Origin of the sequence: Kitasatospora sp. NPDC059722, from assembly GCF_042733235.1 — a bacterium.
Classification (GTDB): Bacteria; Actinomycetota; Actinomycetes; order Streptomycetales; family Streptomycetaceae; genus Kitasatospora.
In genome coordinates this window covers 1-20,296 of the sequence record NZ_JBHWGD010000083.1, presented here as the reverse complement: position 1 = coordinate 20,296, position 20,296 = coordinate 1, and the positions used below count along the sequence as shown (strand labels likewise).

General features: G+C 74.7%; 11 protein-coding genes, 1 tRNA gene and 1 pseudogene. 4 read left to right on the top strand and 9 right to left on the bottom strand.

Going from position 1 to position 20,296, the window contains the following annotated elements:
* Positions 1 to 131: 131 nt before the first annotated feature.
* From ACFV4F_RS34755 to ACFV4F_RS34740, 4 genes and pseudogenes are all read right to left on the bottom strand, one after another.
* Entirely contained in the window at positions 132 to 578 is a 447-nt protein-coding gene (locus ACFV4F_RS34755; protein WP_329929065.1) for a DUF4442 domain-containing protein, read from the bottom strand.
* Between the two features lie 132 nt (positions 579 to 710).
* A tRNA-His gene (locus ACFV4F_RS34750) sits at positions 711 to 786 on the bottom strand.
* 317 nt (positions 787 to 1,103) lie between these two features.
* Positions 1,104 to 1,706, bottom strand: coding sequence for an oligoribonuclease (orn, locus tag ACFV4F_RS34745; RefSeq protein ID WP_359974490.1), 603 nt, complete (start codon positions 1,704 to 1,706; stop codon positions 1,104 to 1,106).
* Between the two features lie 874 nt (positions 1,707 to 2,580).
* A pseudogene (locus ACFV4F_RS34740) lies at positions 2,581 to 3,580 on the bottom strand (helix-turn-helix domain-containing protein); the annotation flags it as partial.
* Between the two features lie 1,053 nt (positions 3,581 to 4,633).
* Here ACFV4F_RS34740 and ACFV4F_RS34735 point away from each other — a divergent pair.
* Positions 4,634 to 5,446 (top strand): GNAT family N-acetyltransferase, encoded by an 813-nt coding sequence (locus ACFV4F_RS34735; RefSeq protein ID WP_380508646.1) that lies wholly within the window; start codon positions 4,634 to 4,636, stop codon positions 5,444 to 5,446.
* A 55-nt stretch (positions 5,447 to 5,501) separates the two neighbouring features.
* Here ACFV4F_RS34735 and ACFV4F_RS34730 read toward each other — a convergent pair whose 3' ends face one another.
* Positions 5,502 to 6,581 (bottom strand): HAD family hydrolase, encoded by a 1,080-nt coding sequence (locus tag ACFV4F_RS34730; protein WP_380508643.1) that lies wholly within the window; start codon positions 6,579 to 6,581, stop codon positions 5,502 to 5,504.
* A 1,062-nt stretch (positions 6,582 to 7,643) separates the two neighbouring features.
* Between ACFV4F_RS34730 and ACFV4F_RS34725 the strand changes: the two genes are divergently transcribed.
* Positions 7,644 to 8,099: a universal stress protein gene (locus ACFV4F_RS34725; protein ID WP_380445965.1), complete on the top strand. Its 456-nt coding sequence runs from the start codon at positions 7,644 to 7,646 to the stop codon at positions 8,097 to 8,099.
* A gap of 184 nt (positions 8,100 to 8,283) precedes the next feature.
* Here the strand turns inward: ACFV4F_RS34725 and ACFV4F_RS34720 are convergent, their stop codons facing one another.
* The 4 genes from ACFV4F_RS34720 to ACFV4F_RS34705 form a co-directional block, all read right to left on the bottom strand.
* On the bottom strand, positions 8,284 to 9,474 hold the full coding sequence (locus ACFV4F_RS34720) for an acyl-CoA dehydrogenase family protein (protein ID WP_380445960.1): 1,191 nt from the start codon (positions 9,472 to 9,474) through the stop codon (positions 8,284 to 8,286).
* A gap of 152 nt (positions 9,475 to 9,626) precedes the next feature.
* Positions 9,627 to 10,619, bottom strand: coding sequence for a hydroxymethylglutaryl-CoA lyase (locus ACFV4F_RS34715; RefSeq protein ID WP_380508641.1), 993 nt, complete (start codon positions 10,617 to 10,619; stop codon positions 9,627 to 9,629).
* Positions 10,616 to 12,946 carry an acetyl/propionyl/methylcrotonyl-CoA carboxylase subunit alpha gene (locus tag ACFV4F_RS34710; RefSeq protein ID WP_380508639.1) on the bottom strand — a complete coding sequence of 777 codons (2,331 nt, stop codon included), beginning with the start codon at positions 12,944 to 12,946 and terminating at the stop codon, positions 10,616 to 10,618. Before ACFV4F_RS34710 ends, ACFV4F_RS34715 begins: the two co-directional genes overlap by 4 nt.
* Before the next feature lie 181 nt (positions 12,947 to 13,127).
* Complete coding sequence (locus ACFV4F_RS34705) at positions 13,128 to 14,852, bottom strand: carboxyl transferase domain-containing protein (protein WP_380508637.1); 1,725 nt, start codon at positions 14,850 to 14,852, stop codon at positions 13,128 to 13,130.
* 139 nt (positions 14,853 to 14,991) lie between these two features.
* Between ACFV4F_RS34705 and ACFV4F_RS34700 the strand changes: the two genes are divergently transcribed.
* Both ACFV4F_RS34700 and ACFV4F_RS34695 read left to right on the top strand, forming a co-directional pair.
* A complete protein-coding gene (locus tag ACFV4F_RS34700) occupies positions 14,992 to 15,642 on the top strand; it encodes a TetR/AcrR family transcriptional regulator (RefSeq protein WP_380445964.1) in 651 nt (216 codons plus the stop codon).
* Positions 15,643 to 16,291: 649 nt separating this feature from the next.
* Positions 16,292 to 20,182 carry an ABC transporter transmembrane domain-containing protein gene (locus tag ACFV4F_RS34695; protein ID WP_380508670.1) on the top strand — a complete coding sequence of 1,297 codons (3,891 nt, stop codon included), beginning with the start codon at positions 16,292 to 16,294 and terminating at the stop codon, positions 20,180 to 20,182.
* The last annotated feature ends 114 nt before the right edge of the window (positions 20,183 to 20,296 follow it).

Here is a 20,296-nt window from a genome sequence, read left to right as displayed (position 1 = left end):
GGGGGGGGTGGTGTGCGGGGGGCGTGGGCTGGGCTCTCCGTGGGGGGGGGGGGGGGGCCGGGGGGGGGGCCGGGGGGCCGGGGGGGGCGGGGGGGGGGGGCCCCCCCCCCCCCCCCCGGACCGCGCGGCGGTCAGGAGTTGGGGCGCAGGGTCCAAGTGACCGTCATCACACCGGTGACGGCGCCGTCGGCCCGGGTGATCTCGACGGTGACGGGGAACTCCGGGCGCTCGCCCGCGTCCAGCTCGGCGACGATGTCGGCGGCCGGGCGGCCCAGCACGGCGGTCGCGGTGACCTCGCCCATCGCGAGCTTCTTGTACGCGATCTCGGCGTTGACGGCGAGCGGCACGGCGCGCGAGAGCTGGTCGCCGAAGGCGGCGAGCACGATGCAGCCGCTGGCGGACTCGGCGAGGGTGAACATCGCGCCGGCGTGCGGCCCGCCGACGTGGTTGTGGTACTCGGGCTGGTCGGGCAGCCGGAGCACGGCGCGCTCCGGGGTGGTCTCCAGGTACTCGAGCTTGAGGGTGCGCGCCATCGGGACGGTGGCGTCGAGCATCTGGCCGATCGAAGGTGTCGTCATGCGGACGATGTTACTGCTCGGTAGCTTCCGGCGACAGGCCCGTCCTCGACGGGCGGTGCGGGAGCCCGATATGAGGGAACGCGAAAACGCCCGAGGGGCCGACCTCTTGAAGAGATCGGCCCCTCGGGCTCGTGGGGTGAGTGACGGGACTCGAACCCGCGGCCACCTGGACCACAACCAGGTGCTCTACCAACTGAGCTACACCCACCATCTGTCCGGCCCGTTCCCGCTCTTCGCGTTCCCGTTCCGACAGGAAGAACTCTACAGGATCCGAGAGGGTGCTCGCGCCAGGGTTTCCCGCAGGCGTGCGCGGACCCCTCGCGGAGCCCTACCGGAGCGCCGGGGGGGGGGGGGCGGGCCGCGCGCGCCGCGGGGGGGGGGGGGGGGGTGGGGGGGGGGTGTGGGGGCGCGGGCGGCGGGGGGCGGGGGGGGGGGGCGGCCCGCCGCGCGGCCGCCCCCCCCCCGCGCCCCCCCGCCCGCGGGGGGCCCCCCCCGCCGGGTGGGTGCGCGGGTTGGTGCGGCGGGTCAGTCCGTCGCGGGCCGGTACTTCTCGGCGATCGCGCGCGCGGTGTCGGTGTCCGGGCCGGGCTGGGGGACGAACACCGCCTCGCGGTAGTACCGCAGTTCGTCGATGCTCTCACGGATGTCGGCGAGCGCGCGGTGGTTGCCGCCCTTCTGCGGGCTGTTGTAGTACGCCTTCGGGTACCAGCGGCGGGACAGCTCCTTGATCGAGGAGACGTCCACGATCCGGTAGTGCAGGTGGCCCTCCAGGGCGGGCATGTCCCGGGCCAGGAAGCCGCGGTCGGTGGCCACCGAATTCCCGCACAGCGGCGTCTTGCCGGCCTCCGGCACGTGCTGGCGCACGTACGCGAGCACCCGCTCCTCGGCCTCGGCGAGCGTCACCCCGTGCTCGAGCTCGTCGAGCAGCCCGGAGGAGGTGTGCATGGCGCGCACCACCTCGGGCATGTTCGCCAGCGCCTCCGCGGGCGGGCGGATGATGACGTCGACACCCTCGCCGAGGATGTTCAGCTCGGAGTCCGTCACCAGCGCCGCGACCTCGACCAGGGCGTCCCGGTCGAGGTCGAGGCCGGTCATTTCACAGTCGATCCATACCAAACGGTCATTCACGCAACTCACCCTACGGCGCGATCACGCGCCGCGGGGACCGGTGGAGCCGAGCGGGGGGCCTGGGCGAGCGCCTCGGCGGACCGTTCGTCCGGCCCGAGGCCGTCCGCGTGGTCGCCGTGCTCACCGAGGTCGCGGTGCTCCGCGGCGCCGGTGTGGTCGGCCTCCCGGTCCGGGCGGACGGGGTGGCCGTCCCGTCCGGGCCTGGCCTCCCTCGCCGCGGCACGGCCGCCGTCGGCCGCCGCCGCGCGCCCGCCCTGCGGACGGACCTGCGGCGCCCGGGCCTGACGCGCCCGGACGTCGCCGCCGGACACCGGCTGCCCGCCGGGCGAGCCGTGACCGCGCACCGCCCCGGCGCCACCCGGCTCGTCCGCCGGCCGCTCGACCGCGCTCCGGTGACCCTGCCCCTGGCCGCGCGCACCCGGCTGCGGGAGCCCGTCCTCGGTCGCCGCGTGCTCGGCCGTGCGCGGCGGACGGCCCGCGCCCGGACCGGCCTGCGGCGGCACGAGCGGCGGCCGCACCGGACCGCGCGCCGCACCCGGCTGCCCGGGGTACGGCTGCTGCGCGGCCTGCTGGTACGGGTACGCCTGACCGGGGCGCGCGTGGTGCGGCTGCGGGGCCTGCGCACCGGCGGGACCGGGACCGAACGGACCCGGCTGGCCGTGCGGACCGGCCTGACCGTGGCCGCCCGGCTGGCCGTGCGCCGCCGCCTGCCCGTGCTGCGGGTGCTGACCGTGCTGCGCGGGCAGCACCGGACTGCCGGCCGCCGCCGGGAACGCGTGCGCCGGCTGCTGGCCGTGCACCCCGCCGAACGCGCCGCCGCCCGCCGCCGTCGCGGTGGCCGCCCCGTGCGGACCGGCCGGTCCCGCGGTCTGCGGGCCGGGCCGACGCGCCCGGTAGCCGGTCCGGTAGGCGGCCGGCGAGACCCCGAGCTGACGGCGGAAGTGCCCGCGCAGCGCCACCGGCGAACGGAACCCGCACCGCCGCGCGACGTCGTCCACCGACAGCTCCGACGTCTCCAGCAGCCGCTGCGCCTGGAGCACCCGCTGGGTGATCAGCCACTGCAGCGGCGCGCTGCCGGTGAGCGTGCGGAACCTCCGGTCGAAGGTGCGCCGGCTCATGTAGGCGCGAGCCGCCAGCACCTCGACGTCGAACTGCTGGTTGAGGTTCTCCAGCGCCCACGTGACCACCTCGGCCAGCGGGTCGTTGCCGATCTCCTCCGGTAAAGACTGATCGATGTACTGGGCCTGTCCTCCACCGCTGCGGCGGCTCGGCACCACCAGCCGGCGGGCGAGCGCGTTGGCCGCCTCGGCGCCGTGGTCGCTGCGCACCACGTGCAGGCAGAGGTCGATGCCGGCGGCGGTGCCGGCCGAGGTCAGCACGTCGCCGTCGTCGACGAAGAGCTCACGCGGGTCGACGTGCACCCGCGGGTAGCGCTTGGCGAGGGTCGGGGCGTACATCCAGTGGGTGGTCGCCGGCCGCCCGTCGAGCAGGCCGGCCGCGGCGAGCACGAACGCGCCGGTGCACAGGCCGATGATCCGCGCACCCTCGTGGTGCGCCTTGCGCAGGGCGGTGATCGCCTCGACCGGCGGCGGCTGCGAGATCGACCGCCAGGCCGGTACGACGATCGTGCCGGCCCGGGCCAGGGCCTCCAGGCCGTAGGGGGCGGAGAGGGTGAGGCCGCCGGTGGTGGCGAGCGGGCCCTCCTCCCCGGCGCACACCAGCAGGCGGTAGCGCGGCACCCCGGCGTCCTGGCGGTCGACCCCGAAGACGGAGAGCGGGATCGAGCTCTCGAAGATCGGGGCACCGCCGAAGATCAGCACCGCGACGGTCTCGCGGCGGCGCCGGCCGGACAGCTTGCGCGGCGCGGCGGTCATCACCGCCGTCGCGGAGCCGTTCGCGCCGGACCGCTCGCCGAGCGGGCCGCCGTGGGCACCGCCGTGTGCCGGACCGTGCGGAGCGCCGTGTCCGAGCGGACCGTGCCCGCCCGCGACGCCCACGCCCGGGCCGAGGCCGAGTCCGCCGAGCGTGCCGGTGGAGCCGCCGGGCAGGCCGGGAGCGCCGGGCGTGCCCGGGTAGACGGGGTAGTCCGCGCCGTAACCCTGGCCCGCGCCGCCGGATCCGTAACCCTGGCCCGCGGCTCCGGAGCCGTAACCCGCGCCCGCGGTGCCGGATCCGTAGCCCGGGCCTGCGGTGCCGGATCCGTATGCCGCGCCCGCACCGCCGGAGCCGTACGGCTGGCCGGGGTTGATGGGGCCTCGGCTGACGGCCGGTCCGCCGTGCTCCGGGGACGCGCCGTAGGAAGGGGCGCCGGGCGCGGCGGAGTGGGCGGCCGGAGCGTTCGGTCCGGCGGAGTGGGAGGGGTACGAAGCGGTGCCGGAGGTGCCGGAGTTGCGGGTGGTGGCGGCGATCGCGGAGGTGCCAGCGCTTCTCGCGGGGCGACCCGCGATGCCGGCCACCGTCTGGCCGCTGTCAGGACCCGCGTCGCTCCTGCTCACCCTGCTCAAGGCGCTCAAGCCCCCTCGGTGGTGTGGTGTGGGTGGTGCGGCACTGCTAGCCAAGATCGAAATCTATCGGGTGGACCGTTGCCGTTGTGACAAGTTCACCATCCGACGCTATGTCGACATGGCAATTTGGCGTGATGCATTCGATCACGAAGCGTGGCACCCGTCGACCCTTCTGGGAAGAGGGCCGGTGTAACGGTGGCTGGTTGTCGCGGGGCCGCTCCTGGGGCGTCCGGCTCCGGGGCGCCCGGCCGGCGGGTCTGGGCTGCGGATTTGCCCAAGCGGGAGGGACCGGCCAGAAATTGACCGAAAATCGGCGGTGCACGGGAGGGCGCACAAGTCGGCGGAAGTGCGCCTCCCTGGCTTCATTCGGCCAGGGTCCGGGCGGGCCGCGGCCGGCGTGACGGCCCGGGTTACCGTCCAGTCGTGAACGATCCGCGCCGGCTCGAACAGGCCAACGACAACGCCGCCGCCTTCTGGCTCGGCCAGGCCCGGGCGCACGGCTGGCGGACCCGCACCGGCGGCGCCCTCACCGCCGTCCGCTGCGCCCGCACGCCGGATGACCCGCACCGCGTCCTGATCACCCGCCCGTACACCGAACCGGCTCTGCCGGAAGCGGAGTTGGGCGAGCTCCTGGCGGCCTGGTCCACCGGCCGCTTCACCCTGGAGGACCCGTACGGCGGCCTCGACCTGACCGGCCTCGGAGCCACCCGCCTGCCGGTCATGCCGGTGATGGTCCGTGAGCCGGGCCGGGTCGGGGGCGGTGGGCGGTCGCTGCCGTACGCCCGTGAGGCGGCGGGCGGAGGTTCCCTGACGGTGGATGAGGTGGTGGACGGCGGCACCCTCGCCGCCGCGGAACGCGTGATCGTCGACGGTTTTCCGCAGCCCGCCCGGCAACCCTGGACACGCGGCGAGGCGGTCCCGGAGCGGATGCTGCACGACTCCGGCTGCCGGGTGTGGCTGGGACGCCTCGACGGCACGCCGGCGGGCGCCTGCCTCACCTACGACGACGGCCGCGCCACCGGGGTGTACTGGCTCGCCACGCTGCCCTTCGCCCGCGGCCGGGGCGTGGCGCGCGCCGTGCTGGAGACCGCCCTGGCGGCGGCCCGACCCGACCGCCCGGCGACGCTGGTCGCCACCGCCGTCGGCGAACCGCTCTACCGCAGGCTCGGGTTCGCCGACCAGGGGCGCACGTGCTGGTGGACCCGGACCGCGCCAGCGGCCCGGGCGCAGGAGTAGCCCCGGTACGACGGCCTTGCCGACGACCTCCTGTTGTCGGCTTCTTGCCGCCGACCTACCGCGCCGCTGCCGTCGGCAGCGCCTCCAACGGGACGGCGAACCTGGTTCGCACGGGCCCATCCGCCCTGGGGAGCAACGCCGTTGGACGCTCGACGGGCGTGCCCGCACCGTTCGCGCCCGCCTCGTTGTGCTCCGCGACGATCACGGCAAGCTCACCTGAGCGGTTTCGGACAGCGACCCCCGCCTCCGGTCCTCCTGTGCCGCCCGCCCCGGCGTTCACGGGAACAGGCGCACGCGAGCCCTCCGAGGCGGACGCTGTCGGCCGTACGCCGGACCGCGCGCCGATGAGCGCCGTCACGGCCGCCTGCCCGCTCGCAGCGCTGCCCGCCGAGGCGGCCACCACGCGCGTCTGCGCGGCCGGTCGCCGCCGGACCGGCACGCCCGCGCGGACGCCCGCCCGGACGGACGGCGCGTTGCGCGCGGCCAGCACCTGGCCGACGGCCTCCGGCAGGCCGGCGGCCTTCAGCGTCGGCCGGTAGCCGATCTCGGCCCAGGGCCGGCCGTGGTGCAGCCAGACGCTGCGCAGACCGGTCAGCTCCGCTCCGGCGATGTCGGCCGGCGCGTGGTCCCCGACCATCCAGGTGTTCGCGGCCCAGTCGCCGGTGGGGGAGACGCCGCACCGCCGGGCGGCGATCTCGAAGATCAGCGGGTCGGGCTTGACGCAGTCGGCCTCCTCGGAGATGACCCAGCCGTCGACCAGCGGGCCGAGCCCGGTCCGCAGGATCTTCTCCGACTGGGGGCCCGTCCCGCCGTTGCTGACGATGCCGAGGGTCCACCCGGCGGCCCGGGCCGCCCGCAGCGCTTCGACGTGTCGGGGCGGGCAGTGGATGTGCGAGTTGATGCCGTGTCGGTAGTGGTCGAGCAGGTCGTCGGAAGAGGCGTCCAACCCGTAGCGGCGCCGGACGGCGGACAGTACGGTGCTGCGCGGCACGTAGCCGCCGCCGTCCAGGGTGACGAACCAGTCGACGTCTCCGGGCGGCAGGTCGCGTTCGGACAGGAAGTCCTGCGCCCAGGCCCGGAAAGCGGCGTCCCTGGGGAGCAGCGTGTTGTCGAGGTCGAACAGGAGCAGGGGCATGCCGAGCATGGTGCCAGTGCCCGCGCCTATGCACCTGGCAAATGCCAGAGCGCGTCGCGAACCCGCACGAAGTGGCTGAAACGGGTGCTGCGGACCGGTGTGCCGGTGGGGCGGAACAGGCCTGGTGGGACGGGTGTGACGTCACGGGTCGCGACGGCCCGCGACGGATCGTCGCCGATCAATGACAGTCCGGTCACGGTGTCCCGTGGGCCTGTTGCGCGGTCCGGTTCGCTCAGTCAAGCTCCAGGGAACCTCCTTTCCGGAGGGGGCGCGAAGGCTTGCGAGCGGGGCGCGCGGTCTCGGTGGGCGCATCCCCCTTTCGCGGGAACAACGGCTCCCCGGGGCTTCGCCGCTGGGCTGGGCCTCACGCCCGTCGTACTCTGAAAGGAACAGGTCACAAACGGTGCTGGGCGGCGCAGACCGATGTCATCCCGTGGGCGGGCCTGCTCCCCGGGCAGCGTTGTCCTCTCCTGTCGGCCCCTCTCCCGCGAAGAGCCGTGAGCCATGGCTGGTTTTGAGTTCTCCCGACCGGTTGAACCGGACGCTCCCCGTGGCACGGGCCCAGCGACCGGAGGCGACTCCGCTCCGCGCGACGACGCCGACCGTGCGCATTCCGGCCAGGTGGATTCGAGCCGTGCGCATTCCGGCTGTGCGGACACCGGCCGTGGAGATGCTGACCGTGCAGATGCCGAACGCGCGGGCGTTGGCCGTGCAGACACCGGCCGCGCAGATACCGGCGACGGAGCCACCGGCGATGGAGTCACCGGCCGTGCGGACGCCGGCCAAGCGGACTCCGGCCGCGCAGGCTCCGGCCGGCCCGACGCGGGCGCTCCCGGCGGCGCCCACCGCGCAGAGCACCACGAGCCCGCGCACGGCGGCGTGCAGGGCTTCGCGCGCTCGCTGCGCGACATCGTCCGCCGCGACCGCGCCGGTGGTCGTCCCGGTGACCGCCGACGGCGCGGTGAGCCCGCGGCCGACCGCACGGAGCCCGCGGTGAGCGGGCGCCTGGGCCCGGGCGCCGACCGCCCGGAGACGTCCGGCCGGTCCGCGCACACCGAGCCGATCGTCCAGGACGAGCCCGGCCGCGCCTGCGACCCTGCCTTCCAGCACGGCGTGGTCGTCGGCTTCGACGGCTCGCTGTCCAGCGAGAGAGCCCTCGCCTACGCGGTGGGCATGGCCCGCCGTTCGCAGTGCGGCCTGGTGATCGTGCACGTCGCCAACCGCCTGCCCGCCACGGTCTGGGCGGGTTGTGAGCCTCCCGTCTTCGTGGACCTCCCGGACCACCGCACCGAGGTGCTGGGCCTGGAGCTCGCCTGTGCCGACTTCCTCGCCGGCGTGCCGTGGATCCTGGTCGAGCGCGGCGGCGACATCTGCCACGAGATCGAGGAGGTCGGCCGCGAGTACGCCGCCGACGCCATCGTCGTCGGGACGACGCACGGCCTGCTCGGCAAGATCTTCGGTTCGGTCTCCGGCCGGCTGGCGCGCCGCGCCAACCGACCGGTGATCGTCATCCCCTGACGCCGCACCAGCCCGGCGTCCATCCCCTCGCGTCCATCCCCTCGCCGTCCCGCTCCGGCGCGGGCCCACGGCTGTCGCCGTCCGCCGGAGGTGGCCGCAGCTGCCGACCACCGCGGACGGCCGGCCCCGGTCGCCTGCCCCAACCGTCCCTGCGGGGGCGGGCGTTACCCCCGCAGGGTGCGGTTCAGGACGTGACGCCGAGCTCCCGGGCGATGAGCATGCGCTGGACCTCCGACGTGCCCTCGCCGATCTCCAGGATCTTGCAGTCGCGCCAGAAACGGGCGACCGGGAATTCGTTCATGAAGCCGTACCCGCCGTGGATCTGCGTCGCCTCGCGCGCGTTGTCGACGGCGGCCTCGGACGAGTACAGCTTCGCGATGGCGGCCTCCTTCTTGAACGGTTCTCCGTGCAGCAGCCGGGAAGCGGCGTCCCGCCAGGCCAGGCGGGAGGTGTGGGCGCGCAGCTCCATGTCGGCGAGCTTGAACTGGATGGCCTGGTTGGCACCGATCGGCCGGCCGAAGGCCCGGCGCGTGCCGGCGTACGCGACGGACTCGTCGACGCAGCCCTGGGCCAGGCCGGTGGCCAGGGCCGCGATCGCGATGCGGCCCTCGTCGAGGATCCGCAGGAACTGGGCGTAGCCTCGGCCACGCTCGCCCAGCAGGTTGGCCGCGGGAACACGGCAGTCGGTAAAGGACAGTTCGCGGGTGTCGGATGCGTTCCACCCGACCTTCGAGTACTTCTTCGAGACCTGGAACCCCGGGGTCCCGGTGGGCACGATGATGGAAGAGATCTCGCGCGTTGGCGAGCGGAATTCGCCCTCTTCACTCGAACGAGCGAGCGGTTCCGTGAGGGCGGTGACGGTGACCAGCCCGGTGATGTCCGTCCCGGAGTTGGTGATGAAGCACTTCGTGCCGTTGATGACCCACTCGTCGGTGGCCTCGTCGTAGCGGGCCGTCGTGCGGGTCGCGCCGGCGTCCGAGCCGCCCTCGGGCTCGGTCAGGCCGAAGGCGCCGAGGAGCTCGCCCGAGGTGAGCCGCGGCAGCCACTCGCGCTTCTGCTCCTCGGTGCCGAAGCGGTAGATCGGCATGGCGCCGAGGGAGACCGCCGCCTCCAGGGTGATGGCCACCGAGGAGTCGACCCGGGCGAGTTCCTCCAGCGCGAGGCCGAGCGCGAAGTAGTCGCCGCCCATGCCGCCGTACTCCTCGGGGAAGGGCAGGCCGAACAGGCCCATCCGCCCCATCTCGCGGACGATCTCGTACGGGAACTCCTCCCGCTCGTAGAACTCGCCGATCTTCGGCGCCACCACGTCCTGGGCGAACTCGGCGACGGTGCGCCGCAGGTCCTCGTACTCGCTGTTCAGCCGGTGATCGAACACGGTGTTCCTCCTGGGGCCGCCCGGCCGGGGTGGCCGCGGGCGTGAGCGGGGTGACCGGCGTCCGTCCGATGGTGTGACGGTCGCGTGGGGTGGTCGTCTGGAAAGAAGGTCGTCCGAGTGGACGGGGGACGCCGGACGGCGATCCGGGACGGTCAGCCCCGGGCGGCGCCGAGCAGCGCCTGGACGGTGCGGGAGGGGCTCGGGCGGCCGAGGCGCTCGGCCATCCAGCCACTGGTGGCGACCAGCGCGCGCAGGTCCACGCCGGTCCGGACGCCGAGGCCGTGCAGCATCCACACGAGGTCCTCGGTGGCGAGGTTGCCGGTCGCGCTCTTGGCGTACGGGCAGCCGCCCAGGCCGCCGGCCGAGGCGTCGACGGTGGTGACGCCCTCGCGGAGCGCCGCGAGCGTGTTGCTGAGCGCCTGGCCGTAGGTGTCGTGGAAGTGCACCGCGAGCCGCTCGGCCGGCACCCCCGCTGCGGCGAACGCGGCGAGCAGGCCGGCGACCTGCCCCGGGGTGGCCACGCCGATCGTGTCGCCGAGGCTCAGCTCGGTGCAGCCCATCTCCAGCAGCGCGACGCCGTGGCGGACCACCTGGGAGACCGGGACGGGGCCCTCCCACGGGTCGCCGAAGCACATCGAGAGGTAGCCGCGGACCGCGACCCCGGCCGCCGTGGCGCGCTCGACGACCGGGCGGAACATCGCCATCGCCTCGTCCGCCGAGCGGTTGAGGTTGCGGCGCGCGAAGGTCTCGGTGGCACTGGCGAACACCGCGATGTCGGCGGCGTGGTGGGCGAGCGCGCGGTCGAGGCCGCGCTCGTTGGGCACCAGGACGGGCAGGCGCAGCCCGGGGTGGCGCCCGGGCAGGTCGGCCAGCCGGGGTACCAGGTCCTCGGCGTCGGCGAGCTGCGGCACCCACTTGGGGTGGACGAAGCTGGTGGCCTCGACCGTCCGCAGCCCGGCGGCGGCGAGCCTGGCGATGAACTCGGCCTTGACCTCGACGGGCACCAGGGCGCTCTCGTTCTGCAGCCCGTCGCGCGGTCCGACCTCGTGGATCCGGACCTCCTCCGGCAGGCCGGGGGCGCGGACGGGGTCGGGCAGGCCGAGTTCGAGCGCGTCGGGCTCGTGGGCGGGGGAGGCGGTGGTCACGACCGCACCTCCGCCGGGCTCGTGGCGGTCGCGTCCGCGCCGGTGGGGGCGCCCGCGGGAACGTCCGCGCCCTCCTCCGTGGGGGTGACCACGACCAGCAGCTCCTCCATCGCGACGGTGGCCCCGGCGGTGGCGCGGAGCTCGCTCACGACTCCGTCGTGCGGAGCGGAGATCACGTGTTCCATCTTCATGGCCTCCAGGACGAGCAGGGCCTGGCCCTTGCGGACCGCCTCGCCCGTCGCGGTCTTGACGACGGTGACGGTGCCGGGCATCGGGGCGGTGAGGGCGCCGTGGTGGGCGCCGGCCGCGGCGGCGCCCTCGCCGACCGCGTCGTGGCTGTGCAGGGGCCAGGCGTCGCCCTCGACGCCGAGCCAGGTCACCGGGGCGCCGGCGCCCCCGGGGGTGTCGTCGACGGTCAGCGCGAAGGAGGTCTGCAGGCCGTCGACCGTCAGGTGCAGCCGGTCGGCGGTGCGGACCGCCCGGGCCCGGTGGGCCGGGCCGGAGCCGAGTCCGATTTCCACCTCAAGGGTGACATTGCCGGGAATGTCGGTGGCGTCGGCTACGTTGCCGGCAGTGATCGAACGGATGCGCACCGAGACGGGGTCCTGGCCGGGGGCCCGGAGCCGGTGGGTGGTCCAGGCGGGTGCGCCGCCCAGGCGCCAGCCGGAGGGGAGGGAGAAGGGGTCGGTCCAGCCGCCGGAGTCGGCGGCCGGGGTGAGGTCCGCGTGCCGCGCGAGGGCGGCCGCGTAGTAGAGGAGGTGGACGGGTGCGGGATATCCGTCGGTCGCGGCCGGGTCGGCCGGGGCCGCGTGGTCGGTCGGGGAGGTTCGGTCGGCCTGGTCGGCTGCCGAGTCGGTGGCCGTCGCGGGCGAGTGCGGCGAGGCCAGCAGGGCGGGCTGTTGCCGGACGGTCTGTTCCACCAGGCCGGTGTCCAGTCGGCCGGCGACGACGTCGGGGTGGGCGAGCAGTCGCCGCAGGAAGCCGGTGTTGGTGGTGACGCCCAGGATGCGGGTGTCGGCCAGCGCGGCGCGCAGGCGGCGGAGCGCGGTCGGGCGGTCGGGCCCGTACGCGATGACCTTGGCGAGCATCGGGTCGTAGGCACTGGTGATGACGCTTCCGGGGGCGACCCCGGAGTCGACCCGGATGCCCTCGCCCTGCGGCTCGTCGAGCACCAGGATCCGTCCGCCGGTGGGCAGGAAGTCCCGTTCCGGGTCCTCGGCGCAGATGCGGGCCTCGATGGCGTGGCCCAGGAAGGAGATGTCGGACTGACCGAAGGTGAGGCGCTCGCCGGCGGCGACGCGCAGCTGCCACTCGACCAGGTCCAGACGGCGGGGGCGGCCGCCGTCCGGGTCGGCGACGGCGATGGCCAGCTCGGTGACGGGGTGTTCCACCTGGAGACGGGTGTTCATCTCCATGAAGAAGAACTCCCGCACGCCCTCGGGGGAGTCGGGGGCGGGGGAGTCCGGGTCGATGCCGGGGACGATGAACTCCACGGTGCCGGCCCCGGTGTAGCCGCAGGACTCCGCGGCGCGGACGGCCGCGGCTCCCATCGCGGCCCGGGTCTCGGCGTTGAGCAGGACGGAGGGTGCCTCTTCGATCAGTTTCTGGTGGCGGCGCTGGAGGCTGCACTCGCGCTCGCCGAGGTGGACGGTGGTGCCGTGGGCGTCGGCGAGCACCTGCACCTCGATGTGGCGGGGGCGGTCCACCCAGCGCTCCAGGAGCAGGGTGTCGTCGCCGAAGGCCGTCCGGGCGACACGGCGCGCGGCGGCGATCTCGGTCCGCAGTTCGGCCGGGTCCCGCACGAGCCGCATGCCCTTGCCACCGCCGCCGGCGGACGGCTTGAGGAGGACGGGGTAGCCGATCTCGTCCGCGGCGGCGACGAGTTCGTCGTCGGTGGGCGCGGTGGCCCGGCTGCCCGGGACCACCGGGACGCCGGCGGTCCGGACGGCCTCCTTGGCGTTGATCTTGTCACCCATCAGCTCGACCGCACCGGGAGGAGGACCGATGAAGACGAGGCCCGCGTCCGCGCAGGCGCGGGCGAAGGCGGCGTTCTCGGCGAGGAAGCCGTAGCCGGGGTGGACGGCCTGGGCGCCGGTGCGCCGGGCGGCGGCGAGGATCTGGTCGGTCCGCAGGTAGGTCTCGGCGGCCGAGCTGTCGCTGCGGTCGGCCGGGCCGAGCCGGACGGCGACGTCGGCCTCGCGGACGTGCGGGGCGTCGGCGTCGGCGTCGCTGAACACGGCGACCGAGCGCACGCCGAGCCGCCGCAGGGTGCGGATCACCCGGAGGGCGATCTCGCCGCGGTTGGCGACCAGAACTGTGTCGAACATGGGAGGCGTTCCTCCGGGTCGAGGGGGCCGTACGAAGGAGGTGGGGTGGACGGTCCGGGCGCGGGCCCGGGTCCGGGCCCGGGCGATGGGCCCGGCGGCCGGCGTCGGAGGGGTCACACCGGGAGCGGGTGCGCCCCGGGCGGGGAAGGGAGGTGCGGGGCCCCGCCCGGGGAGCGCGGGGTCACATCCGGAAGACGCCGTACGGACCGGGCGGCGGCAGCGGGGAGTTGGCGCAGGCGGTGAGGGCGAGGCCGACCACGGTGCGGGTGTCCATCGGGTCGATCACGCCGTCGTCCCAGAGCCGGGCCGTGGCGTAGTAGGCGTTGCCCTGGCGCTCGTACTGCTCGCGGACGGGTCGCTTGAACTCCTCCTCCGCCTCGGCCGGCCACTCCTCGCCGTGCCCCTCCAACTGGTCACGGCGGACGGTGGCGAGGACGGAGGCCGCCTGCTCGCCGCCCATCACGGAGATCTTCGCGCCCGGCCACATCCACAGGAAGCGAGGTGAGTAGGCCCGGCCGCACATCGAGTAGTTGCCGGCTCCGTACGAGCCGCCGATCACCACCGTCAGCTTCGGGACGCGGGTGCAGGCGACGGCGTTGACCATCTTGGCGCCGTGCTTGGCGATGCCGCCCGCCTCGTACTGCCGGCCGACCATGAAGCCGGTGATGTTCTGCAGGAAGAGGAGGGGGATGCCGCGCTGGTCGCACAACTCGATGAAGTGGGCGCCCTTGACGGCCGATTCGGAGAACAGCACGCCGTTGTTGGCGACGATGCCGACGGGGTGGCCGTGGATCCGGGCGAACCCGGTGACCAGGGTCGCGCCGTACTCGGCCTTGAACTCGGCGAACCGGCTGCCGTCGACCAGCCGGGCGATCACCTCGCGCACGTCGTAGGGCGTGCGCGGGTCCACCGGGACGGCCCCGTACAGGCCGGCCGGGTCGACGGCCGGCGGCTCGACCGCGGCCAGCGGCCACGGCCGCTCCGGGCGCGGGCCCAGGCCGGCCACGATCGTGCGGACGATGGAGAGGGCGTGGGCGTCGTCCTCGGCCAGGTGGTCGGTCACGCCGGAGGTCCGGGAGTGCAGCTCGCCGCCGCCCAGCTCCTCGGCGGTGACCACCTCGCCGGTGGCGGCCTTCACCAGCGGCGGCCCGCCCAGGAAGATCGTGCCCTGGTTGCGGACGATGACGGCCTGGTCGCTCATCGCCGGGACGTACGCGCCGCCCGCCGTGCACGAGCCGAGCACGGCGGCAATCTGCGGGATGCCCGCGGCCGAGAGCCGGGCCTGGTTGTAGAAGATCCGGCCGAAGTGGTCCCGGTCGGGGAACACCTCGTCCTGCATGGGGAGGAACGCGCCGCCGGAGTCCACCAGGTAGATGCAGGGGAGGCGGTTCTCCAGCGCGACCTCCTGGGCGCGCAGGTGCTTCTTCACCGTCATCGGGTAGTACGTGCCGCCCTTGACGGTGGCGTCGTTGGCGACGACCACCACCTCGCGCCCGGCGACCCGGCCGATGCCCGCGATGACGCCGGCCGCGGGCGCGGCGCCCTCGTACATCCCGTCGGCCGCCAGCGGGGCCAGCTCCAGGAAGGGCGAGGCGGGGTCGAGCAGGGTGTCCACGCGGTCGCGGGGGAGCAGCTTGCCGCGCGCGGTGTGCCGGGCGCGGGCCTTGGCACCGCCGCCGAGGGCGGCCGCGCCGAGCTTCTCGCGCAGCTCGGCGACCAGCGCCCGGTGCGCCTCGGTGTTGGACCGGTAGGCCTCGGAGGCCGGGTCGGCGGCCGTGCCGAGCCGGGGCGCGGGGGCGGCGGCCCCGGGCGGTACGGGCCCGGGCGCTGCTACGCCGCCCGCCGCGCCACCACGCGCTGCGCTGCCATGGACGCCGGTGGATACGCCGGCGGTTGAGATGACCATTCCCAAGAGCTCCCTTGCCCTCGGCACCGGGTGGCGGGGTGGCCCGGGTTCCGGTGCGCCCGCTCTCCCTGAAGTTAATTAACGTTAACTTACGCGCCCAGGTTAACGGGCGATAACCCGACTGTCTACGATGGGCGGCATGCCGAACGTCCCCGGAACCACCGCGCTCCCGCGCCGCGACCAGATCCGCCGGGAAGCCGCCCGGCTCTTCGCCGCCCGGGGCTTCCTCGGCGTGGGCGTGGACGAGATCGGCAAGGCCGTCGGCATCAGCGGCCCCGGTCTCTACCGGCACTTCGCCGGGAAGGACGCGATGCTCGCCGACCTGTTGATCGGCATCAGCGAGCGCCTGCTGGAGGAGGGGCGCCGGCGCGCGGGCGGCGGCGACGGCCCGGCCGCCGCGCTGGACGCGCTGATCGGCGGCCACGTCGAGTTCGCCCTCGACGACCGCGACCTGATCACCCTGCACGACCGCGAGCTGCTGAACCTCAAGGAGGAGGACCGCCGCACCGTCCGCCGGCTCCAGCGCGGCTACGTCGAGCTGTGGGTCGACGTGGTCCGGCAGGCCTACCCGGCGCTGGCCGACCCCGCCGCCGAGCCGGTCGCCCGCGCCGCGGTGCACGCCGTCTTCGGCCTGATCAACTCGACCCCGCACAGCCTCGGGCCCAACCCGGCGGCCCAGGCCGATCGCCCCGGCCCCGGCCTCCAGCGCGACGGCATGGCCGCGCTGCTGCACAGCCTCGCCCACGGTGCGTTTTCGGCGGCGGCCGAATCGGCGTCCGCCCACGCCTGAGGCGGCTGTGGCTGGCCCAGGGGTCGACTGCGCCGTCGCCCGAGGCCGCCCGTGGCCGACCGTGCTAGCGGCCGCGACCGGCTCCCGTCCCGCCTCCGGACCTAGGTCCAAAGGACGGCGCCTGGCCGCCCCCTGGCCGGTGGGCGATCGGGGCGGGCGTGGCCGACCCTGGTGACAGTGGGGCCGGTTGGTCCGTCCGGGTGTCCGGGCGGGAATCACCGCAGGCCGCGGGCTGTTGGCCACTCCGCCGGAGCCTGTCGCGAGCGCGCGCCCGGGCGCGCGCCCGACCCGCCCCGCACCCCGGCCCGGCCGGAAACGGCATGGCGGCGTCCCGACGGAATGGTTAGCATCCCTAAATATGCCTGAGACTCACGGATCTACGGTGGAGCAATCCCCGAGCGGCCCACCTGCCCCCGACGCGAAACCGGGACCGACCGCCGCGGCCGGTCCCGAGAGCCTGGTGCCCCCGGCGACCCCGGCCGGCCCGGCGGTCGCGGCGACTCAGCCTGCCCCCACGACCCCCGTAACCCCAGCGCCGACCGGGCCGACCGCGCCGACCGGGCCGACCGCGCCGCCCGCAACGGCGACACCGACCGGGCCGACCGCAACGGCGCCGCCGACCGCCGCGTCCCCCGAGGCCGGCGGCTGGCTGCGCCGCCTGATCGGCTACTGCCTGCGGTCCCGGCGCAGCCTGCTGCTCGCCTTCGGTGCCTCGCTCGTCGGCATGGCCGTCACCTCGCTCGTGCCGCTGGTCACCAAGCTGATCATCGACGACGTCATCACCACGCACTCCCGCTCGCTCGGCCCCTGGGCGGTCGTCCTGCTGCTCGCCGCCGTCGTGGTCTTCGGCTGCACGCAGGTCCGCCGCTACTACGGCGGTCAGCTCGCGCTCGACGTCCAGCACGACCTGCGCAGCGACCTGTTCCGTTCGCTCGGCCGGCTCGACGGCCACCGCCAGGACCGGCTGGACACCGGCCAGGTGGTCGGCCGCGCCACGTCGGACCTCCAGCTGGTCAACGGGCTGCTCTCGATGCTGCCGATGATGACCGGCTACCTGCTGATGTTCGTCATGTCGGCGGCCGTGATGGTCTGGCTCTCCCCGCCGCTCACCCTGATCGCCCTCGTGATGGCCCCCGCCCTCTGGTGGGTCACCGTGCTCAGCCGCAAGCGCCTGTTCCCCTCGACCTGGGCGGCCCAGCAGGAGGCCGCGGCCGTCGCCGGCGTCGTGGACGAGGCGATCGGCGGGGTCCGCGTGGTCAAGGGCTTCGGCCAGGAGGCGCAGGAGCTGGACAAGCTGGAGGTCGCCTCCCGCAACCTCTTCGCCGCCCGCCTGCGCTCGATCCGGCTCAACGCCCGCTACAACCCGGCGATGCAGGCGATCCCGGCGCTCGCCCAGGTCGCGGTGCTGGCCTTCGGTGGCTGGCTGGCCGTGGACGGGCGGGTCTCGCTCGGCACCTTCGTCGCCTTCTCCACGTACGTCGCCCAGATGACCGGCCCGGTGCGGATGCTCACCATGGTCATCACGGTCGGCCAGCAGGCCCGGGCCGGCGTCGAGCGCGTCCTCCAGCTGATCGACGAGCGCCCGCTGGTCCAGGAGCGCCCGGACGCGGTGGCCCTCGACCTCACCGTCGCCGCCCCCGAAGGTGCCCCCGGCGCCGCCGCGCACCGGGACGCCGCCGGTACTGCGACCGGTACTGCGACGGTCGGCCCGCGCACGCCCGGCGTGGCGCTGCAGTTCGACCGGGTCGAGTTCCGCTACGACCCCGAGCACCCCGTGCCCGTCCTGCACGGCCTGGACCTGACCCTCGCCCCCGGCGAGACCCTGGCCCTCGTCGGCGCCTCCGGCTCCGGCAAGTCGACGGTGGCCCAACTGGTGCCCCGGTTCTACGACCCGGCGGCCGGCGCCATCCGCCTGTACGGCCACGACCTGCGCGACCTCACTCTCGACTCGGTCCGCTCGGCCGTCGGCATCGTCCCCGAGGAGAGCTTCCTCTTCTCCGAGACGGTCCGCACCAACATCGCGTACGGCCGGCCCGATGCCACCGACGAACAGGTCGTCGCCGCCGCGCGCGCCGCGCAGGCCGACGAGTTCGTCCGCGCGCTGCCGGACGGCTACGACACCAAGGTCGGCGAGCAGGGCCTCACCCTCTCCGGCGGCCAGCGCCAGCGAATAGCCCTCGCCCGCGCGATCCTCACCGACCCGCGGATCCTCCTGCTGGACGACGCGACGTCCGCGGTCGACCCGCAGGTCGAGGCGGAGATTCACGACGCACTGCGCTCGGTGATGACCGGCCGCACCACGCTGCTGATCGCCCACCGCCGCTCGACCCTCCAACTCGCCGACCGGATCGCCGTGCTGGACCGCGGCCGGCTGCTGGACATCGGCACCCACGAGGAACTGGAGGCCCGATGTCCCCAGTACCGGGCCCTGATCACCGACCCGGAGGCCGGCCGCACACCCGGCCGGACCGCGCCCGGGGCCACACCTGAGCCCGAGCGCGACCCCGCAACGGACACTGTCCCCACAGCGGCCGCCGTACCCGGTACCGTGCCCGACACCGCGCCCGACAACCAAGCGGCCCCAACGCCCGGCCCCACCTCCGAGCTCCCCACCCCCGAGCTCCCCACCCCCGAGCTCCCCACTCCCGCCCTGACCAAGGCGGCCCGCACCGCCGAGCCCGACCTGCTGGCCAAGGTCGCCGCGCTCCCGCCCGCCGGCGACACCCCGGCGATACCGCGCGCCGAGGCCGAGGCCGGCGACCCGGACTTCTCCCTCCGGCGGATGCTGCGCCCCTTCCGGGCCCCGCTCGCCCTGGCCCTGCTGCTGGTCGCCCTGGACGCGGGCGCCGCGCTGGTGCTGCCGGTCCTGATCCGGCACGGCATCGACCAGGGCGTGAGCAAGACCCTGATGTCCGGGGTCGCCGTGGCCTCGGTGGCCGCCCTGGTGGTCGTCCTGCTGGACTGGCTGGTGCAGAGCGCCGAGAACCGGGTCAGCGGACGCACCGGCGAGCGCGTGCTCTACACCCTCCGCCTCAAGATCTTCGCCCACCTCAACCGGCTCGGCCTGGACTACTACGAGCGCGAGCTGTCCGGCCGGATCATGACCAGGATGACCACCGACCTCGACTCGCTGACGTCCTTCCTGCAGACCGGGGTCGTCACCGCCGTGGTCAGCCTGCTGACCTTCGCCGGCATCTTCGCCGCCCTGCTGATCATCGACGCGGGCCTGGCCCTGGTGGTCTTCGCGGTGCTGCCGCTGCTGGTGATCGCCACACTGGTGTTCCGCCGGAAGTCCCGGGACCAGTACGAGATCTCCCGGGACCTGATCAGCACCGTCAACGCCGACCTCCAGGAGAACGTGGCCGGCATGCGGATCGTCCAGGCGTTCCGCCGCCTGGACGCCAACACCGACCGCTTCGTCGCCCGGGGCGTCGCCTACCGGGAGGCGCGGGTCCGGGCGCAGCTCTACATCTCGCTCTACTTCCCGTTCGTCCAGTTCCTGTCCAGCGTGGCCGCCGCGCTGGTGCTGATCGTGGGCGCGGCCCGGGTCGACGCGGGCACCCTGACGGTCGGCGCGCTCGTCGCCTACCTCCTCTACATCGACCTGTTCTTCGCGCCGGTGAACCAGCTCTCCCAGGTGTTCGACGGCTACCAGCAGGCGGCGGTCGGCCTCGGCCGGATCCGGGAGCTGCTGCGCACGCCGACGACCACCGCCGTCGCGGCCGAGCCGGTGCCGGTCGAGAAGGGGTTGCGCGGCGAGATCTCCTTCGAGGGCGTCGGCTTCGCCTACAACGGCGGTGCGGACGGTTCCCCGGACGTCCTCACCGGGGTGGACCTGCACATACCCGCCGGTCAGACGGTGGCGCTGGTCGGCGAGACGGGGGCCGGCAAGTCGACGCTGGTGAAGCTGGTCGCCCGTTTCTACGACGCGACCGAGGGCACCGTCCGGGTCGACGGGGTCGACCTCACCCGGTACGACCTCGCGCAGTACCGCCACCGGCTCGGCGTCGTGCCGCAGGAGGCGTACCTGTTCGCGGGCACGGTGCGGGAGGCGATCGCCTACGGCCGGCCGGAGGCCACGGCGGCCGAGGTGGAGGCGGCGGCGCGGGCGGTCGGCGCGCACGAGATGATCGTCCGCTTGTCGGGCGGGTACGACCACGAGGTCACGGGCCGGGGGCGAAACCTTTCGGCAGGTCAGCGCCAGCTGATCGCGCTGGCCCGGGCCGAACTGGTCGACCCGGACATCCTGCTGCTCGACGAGGCCACCGCAGCGCTCGACCTGGCCACCGAGGCCGCCGTGAACAGCGCCGCCGACCGGCTCAGCGGCGGACGGACCACCCTGGTGATCGCCCACCGGCTGACCACCGCCGAACGCGCCGACCGGGTCGTCGTCCTCGACCACGGCCGGGTGGTCGAGGACGGCACGCACGCCGGACTCCTCGCCCTCGACGGGGCGTACGCGCGGCTCTGGCGTGCGTTCATCGCGGACGGGCACCACGACGCGGCCTCCGCCGTCGGGGAGACCGTCGCCGCCGGGTGACCAAGAGCCCGGGGCGGGGGGCCCCCCCCGCGCGCCCCCGCGGGGTTGGGGGCGGGGGCTTATAAACAGCAGACCCGGCCGACGACAAACCAAGGGTATCTATAGGGGGGGGGC

Bases quoted from the DNA above. Each gene is read 5' to 3' on its own strand.
- ACFV4F_RS34700 (WP_380445964.1), top strand. From the start codon at position 14,992: ATGCCGAACGTCCCCGGAACCACCGCGCTCCCGCGCCGCGACCAGATC.
- ACFV4F_RS34705 (WP_380508637.1), bottom strand. From the start codon at position 14,852: ATGGTCATCTCAACCGCCGGCGTATCCACCGGCGTCCATGGCAGCGCA.
- ACFV4F_RS34730 (WP_380508643.1), bottom strand. From the start codon at position 6,581: ATGCCCCTGCTCCTGTTCGACCTCGACAACACGCTGCTCCCCAGGGAC.
- ACFV4F_RS34710 (WP_380508639.1), bottom strand. From the start codon at position 12,946: ATGTTCGACACAGTTCTGGTCGCCAACCGCGGCGAGATCGCCCTCCGG.
- ACFV4F_RS34755 (WP_329929065.1), bottom strand. From the start codon at position 578: ATGACGACACCTTCGATCGGCCAGATGCTCGACGCCACCGTCCCGATG.